We start from the raw sequence: 5,074 nt of genomic DNA, 5'->3' as shown, positions 1-5,074 counted from the left end.
GTCACCCATGACCAGGTCGAGGCGATGACCTTGGCCAGCCGCATCGTCGTGCTGGCCAACAAGGGGATCGCGCAGGTGGGCAGCCCGCTGGAACTGTACGAGCGGCCCAACAGCGAGTTCGTGGCGCAGTTCATCGGCTCTCCCTCGATGAACCTGCTGCCCGGCGAAGTGGTCGAGACCGGCACGCAAACCCGCGTGAAGCTGGACGGCGGCGGCACGGCTCTCTCGGATTATCCGACCACCGAGGCTGACAAGGGACTGCGGGTCAATGTCGGCGTGCGGCCCGAGGATTTCGTGCCCACCGAGGACACGCCGATCTATTCCGGCAAGGTCGAGATCACCGAGGCCCTTGGGGAGGTGACGCTGCTCTACTTCCAGGCCGAAGGTGGGGGCGACCCGGTCATCGGCAAGCTGCCCGGCATCCACCGCGAGATGCGTGGCAAGCAGGTGTCGCTGGGCGCGGAACCGGACAAGGTGCACCTCTTCGCGGAGGGGGTGTCGCTGCTGTATCGGTGAGGCGCTGCCCGCTGTTGCCGTGGTCGACCTTGCGGCGGCGTTGACTGCGCCCGTCCGAGCGTTTCAGGTCGGTTGCCAATGATCCACGTTCTTGCCATGTCCGCGGTCGGGGCAGGAGACATGTGACATTGGCAAATTACCGGAAGGAACAGCATGGCCAAGGCAATACACAGCATGATCCGCGTGCTCGACGAGGCACGTTCGGTCGATTTCTACCGGACGGCTTTCGGGTTGGAGATCGCGGAACGCAAGGACTTCGATGATTTCACGCTGGTCTACCTGAGCAATGCAGAGAGCAGCTTCGAGATCGAACTCACCGTGAACAAGGGACGTACCGAACCCTATGACCTGGGCGACGGGTATGGTCATCTTGCGGTTTCGGTCGCGGACCTGGACGACACCCACAAGCGGCTGACCGATGCGGGGCTGGCACCGCGCAAGATCGTCGAATTCGCGCCGGACGGAAAGAGGTTCGCCCGTTTCTTCTTTGTCGCGGACCCCGATGGTTATCAGATCGAGGTCATCGAACGGGGTGGTCGGTTTCTCTAAGGGTGCCGGACATGGACGACAGGCAAAAGTGTCCCCCGGGACGGCAGGCCTGGGAAAAATCTTGCCCGGGAGAGCGGTGAGGTTCGAAGCGCAGCGACTGCTTTGACCCCGAGGGCCAGCCACACGCGCCATCGCTGCGCGAGCGGCTTCGTCCTCGGGCCGTCCTTGATGATGGCGCAGACGTTTAGATTTCGATCGCTTCAGAAATCGCCAGTGCATCTTCAAGTTCAACGCTGAGCTGCCTCAGAGGGCAGTCATGCGCCCCGTTCATGCCCAATGCTGCATGGCGTATCCAATCGGGACACAAGGCGCCGATGCTCGTCCGTCGTTCCAAATCAGGCTGTCGCCGTCAGGCAACCCTTGGCTGACAGATGGGGTCCTGTCGGAAACGCTCTTCCGCCGCGCTGATGATCTTTCCCGCTCTGTTCTTGGCGGATCACCGATCCGCTTTCTCAAGCACCAGGAACGTCATCATGCCGAAAGGGGGCAGCGGTTTCTTCTCTCTGACCGTAAGCTCCGGTTGTTTGAGCACGGTGCCGATGTCGAAATCGGAATGCCAGCCCAACAGGTTTGCGAATGGCGCAAAAAATCGTTCGATCCGTGCCATGATACCGGTTTCCTGGGCGAAGTGATTGGTGATGACGATCTTGCCTCCGGGTTTGCAGACCCGCGCTATCTCGGCCATCACGCGTTCGGGTTCCGGCACGACAGAGATGATGTGCATCGCTGCGACGGTATCGAAATGATTGTCCGGAAAATCGAGACTTCGCGCATCCATCTGCCGGAGGCTCCTGACGTGCCCCAACCCGAAGCGATCGACCTTCTCCCGTGCCTTGGCCAGCATGTCGTCGCTGAAATCAATACCCGTGACGCAAAGGTCTGAACGATAGTTTCGTAGTGCAAGACCGGTCCCGACACCGACTTCCAGAACGCTCGTCCCGCTTTGTCCATTGATGTACTCGACTGCCGCGCGCCGTCCGGTATTTGTAATCGCGCCGAAGGTCTGGTCATAGACGGGGGCCCACCTCGCGTAGGAGGTCTTGATTGCGCCGAGTTCCATCGCGTTAGTCCTTTGTGTTCCTTGATTTGCGAGCGGATCGAAACGCCCAGATCAGGCTGCAGATGTAGACAAATGTCATCAGCGCCAGGGTGGCCCAAAGATATGTCAGCAATGCTGCAGCCATAAGCCCGGCGCCAAGAAGGAAAAATTTGGCGTTCCCGCGGTCGATTGACAGCTGCTTGAAGGAATAGGTCGGGATGCGACTGATCATCAAAAGACCGACAAGAAAAACGTGGCCAGCGATGACCGAAGGCGCGGCCAAGGGAAGGTCAGAGAAGAGAAAGGAGATAACCATTGGCAGCAACACGAGAACTGCGCCCGCTGGTGACGGGACACCGACAAAGTAACCGCATCCGGTGTCTTCTTTGTCCATCCGGCTGTCGACGTTGAATCGTGCCAGTCGCAGGACGCAGCAAATGGAATAGCTCAAGACAGCTATCCAGCCCGCGCTTTGGAAATCCTGCAGGGCCCATTGGTACATGATCAGTACAGGCGCCACTCCGAAATTCAGGAAATCCGCCAGGGAATCCAGTTCCGCACCGATCGGCGACTCGCTTTTCGTCAAACGCGCGAGCCGGCCGTCCAGACCATCCAGAACGCAGGCCACCAGAACCAGGCGCACGGCCAATTCGAAATTCCCTTCATAGCCAAAGCGTATGGCCGAAAGGCCCGCACATATGGCCGAGATGGTGACCAGATTCGGCAGCAGCTGCAGGACGTTGATTTTCTTTCGCTTGTCGGGCAACGGGTGGGGCATGCGTTAATCTGTTCGCGCCGAACGAGCAGGCTCGTCCGAGGCCAAGTCGGCAAGGACCGTCTCGCCCGCGATCATGGTTTGCCCCAGAGCGACAAGTGGTTGCACACCATCCGGCAAATAGACGTCCAGTCGCGAACCGAAGCGTATCAGGCCAAACCTTTCACCGGTTGCCAAGACGTCGCCCTGCGCGGAAAAACAGACGATCCGCCGCGCAACCAACCCAGCGATCTGAACCACGGCGATCTGTCGCCCGTCCGCCATGTCGATGCACAGGCTGTTCCGTTCGTTGTCGGCGCTGGCCTTGTCCAGAGAGGCATTGAAGAACTTGCCCGGCCGATAGGCGATCGCCGAAATCCGGCCCGCGACAGGTGCACGGTTCACATGGCAGTTGAAGACACTCATGAAGACGCTGACACGGGTCAATGGCTGATCCGTCATGCCCAATTCCGGTGGCGGCACGGCCTTTTCGATCAGCGAGACCACACCATCGGCGGGACTGACGATCAGGCCCTCACGGCTTGGTGTCACACGTGCCGGGTCACGGAAAAAGTAGTAACACCAAATCGTCAGTCCGACGCCCACCCATCCCAGGACGGACGAGACCAAGAAGAGCGCGGCTGCGAAAACCGCGAAAACGGCCACAAAGCGTCGCCCTTCGGGATGCATCGGCTTGATGAATGTATCGCGCATTTTCATGGATGTGTCGCTTTTCCTTGGCGAATGGTCGCTTCCATATCCAACCCGGGCACGGACCACAACATCTTAAGGGTGATGGATGTAGCCGCGCCCCAAGCCGAAGAAAACGAACCTGTCGATCTGTTCCGCTACCGACGGACAGTGCTTTTCGGTGAAAGTCGGCTTAAGTCCGATTGGCCGGGGTTCAGCGCCAACAGCTCCCGAAGGTTTCTTCGGGAGCTGTTGTGCGACATGGCTTTGTTCCGACAATGCCACAAGCAACAAGTTGTATTGTTTCCTGCAAAGGGCTGGCCGGGACAGGGGCCTTGTGATCGACTGGTTGGCCGGCCTTACTCCGGCTCGTAGGTCAGTTCGATGGGCTTGCGGAACAGCACCTTGTTGCCTTGACCCATCACGTAGCGCAGCTCGTACTTGCCCGGACCTTCGGGGAGTTTCAGCACCAGCGGGCTGTCCTCGGAGGTGTGCTTGTAAGTGCTGTACTTGTTGTCCGGCTCACCGACGCGGGCAAGGCTGATGTAGTCGCCCTTGTAGTCCGGCCCGTCCCAGTCCAGCCCGAGGACCGCGCCCGCAGGCACCTGTTCCGGCGCGTCGATGCTGGCCGTCACCTCGGTCAGGGTGATCTGGTTGCGCGCCACCACGCGGGGGCTGTCGCCCGCGGCAACATACCGGATCTCATAGGTGCCCGGTTCCGCCGGCAGCCGCAGCAGCAGCGGAGAGCCTTCGCGGGTGTAGGTGTAGAAGTGGTACTTGTTGTCGGCCATGTCGGCATCGGCAACGGTGACATAGTCCTTGTCGTAGCCGGGACCGTCCCATGTCACCAGCACCGAGGCGCCGGCCCGCGCCTCCGTGACCACGTCAAGCGTCGCGCTGACATCAGAGACCTCGATGGTCTTGGTGGCCAGAACGGTCCGGTCCTGCCGCATGACATAACGGATCTCGTAGGTGCCTGCATCGGCGGGCAGGGTCAGGTCCAGCGGCGAGCCTTCGCGGGTGTAGGTATAGTTGACATAGCCATCGTCTCCGATCTCGGACACGGTGATGTAGTCACCCTCATAATCCGGTCCGGTCCATGTCACTGGGATGTCCGATCCGGCCGCGCCTGTCGGCGCCACGTCCAGCGTGGCCGAAACCTCTGTCACCTCGATCATCCGCGTGGCCAGAACGGTCCGATCCTGGCGCATGAAATAGCGCAACTCGTAGGTCCCCGGTTCCGAGGGCATCTTGAGCGTCAGGGGCGAACCCTCGCGGGTGTAGGTGTAGTTGACATAGCCCTTGTCGTCCGGTTTCGAGACCGCGATGTAATCGCCCTCGTAGTCTGGTCCCGTCCAGGTCACGGGGATGTCGGCGCCCACCTCCGCCGTCTCGGCGGCCTCGAGGCTGGCGTCCAGCGCCGTCACCTCGATCATGCGGGTGGCCAGCACGGTACGGTCCTGGCGCATGAAATAGCGCAATTCGTAGGTGCCTGGCTCGGGCGGCATCACCAGTTGCGCGGGCGT

At 60.6% G+C, this 5,074-nt stretch carries 5 protein-coding genes and 1 pseudogene; 2 read left to right on the top strand and 4 right to left on the bottom strand.

The window, feature by feature from the left end:
• The coding region (locus PVW46_RS13545; protein WP_274576187.1) for a TOBE domain-containing protein at nt 1–516 on the top strand (516 nt) is incomplete at its 5' end.
• A 153-nt stretch (nt 517–669) separates the two neighbouring features.
• Nucleotides 670–1,065, top strand: a complete 396-nt coding sequence (locus PVW46_RS13540) for a VOC family protein (protein ID WP_043139590.1) — start codon at nt 670–672, stop codon at nt 1,063–1,065.
• Between the two features lie 436 nt (nt 1,066–1,501).
• On the opposite strand, the gene PVW46_RS13535 is transcribed toward PVW46_RS13540, so the two are convergent.
• The 4 genes and pseudogenes from PVW46_RS13535 to PVW46_RS13520 all read right to left on the bottom strand — a co-directional run.
• Nucleotides 1,502–2,125, bottom strand: a complete 624-nt coding sequence (locus PVW46_RS13535) for a class I SAM-dependent methyltransferase (RefSeq protein WP_069211458.1) — start codon at nt 2,123–2,125, stop codon at nt 1,502–1,504.
• Nucleotides 2,126–2,129: 4 nt separating this feature from the next.
• Nucleotides 2,130–2,882: a CDP-diacylglycerol--serine O-phosphatidyltransferase gene (gene pssA, locus PVW46_RS13530; RefSeq protein ID WP_069211457.1), complete on the bottom strand. Its 753-nt coding sequence runs from the start codon at nt 2,880–2,882 to the stop codon at nt 2,130–2,132.
• A 3-nt stretch (nt 2,883–2,885) separates the two neighbouring features.
• Entirely contained in the window at nt 2,886–3,578 is a 693-nt protein-coding gene (locus PVW46_RS13525) for a phosphatidylserine decarboxylase (protein WP_043139586.1), read from the bottom strand.
• Nucleotides 3,579–3,907: 329 nt separating this feature from the next.
• Nucleotides 3,908–5,074: pseudogene (locus PVW46_RS13520) on the bottom strand (hypothetical protein); the annotation flags it as partial.

Source organism: Mameliella sp. AT18 (assembly GCF_028807275.1).
Classification (GTDB): Bacteria; Pseudomonadota; Alphaproteobacteria; order Rhodobacterales; family Rhodobacteraceae; genus Antarctobacter; species Antarctobacter albus.
This window is presented reverse-complemented; position numbering and strand designations above follow the sequence as displayed.

What these genes read in the sequence shown, in the direction of transcription:
- PVW46_RS13540 (WP_043139590.1), top strand. Translation starts at nt 670, where the DNA reads ATGGCCAAGGCAATACACAGCATGATCCGCGTGCTCGACGAGGCACGT.
- PVW46_RS13535 (WP_069211458.1), bottom strand. Translation starts at nt 2,125, where the DNA reads ATGGAACTCGGCGCAATCAAGACCTCCTACGCGAGGTGGGCCCCCGTC.
- pssA (WP_069211457.1), bottom strand. Translation starts at nt 2,882, where the DNA reads ATGCCCCACCCGTTGCCCGACAAGCGAAAGAAAATCAACGTCCTGCAG.
- PVW46_RS13525 (WP_043139586.1), bottom strand. Translation starts at nt 3,578, where the DNA reads ATGAAAATGCGCGATACATTCATCAAGCCGATGCATCCCGAAGGGCGA.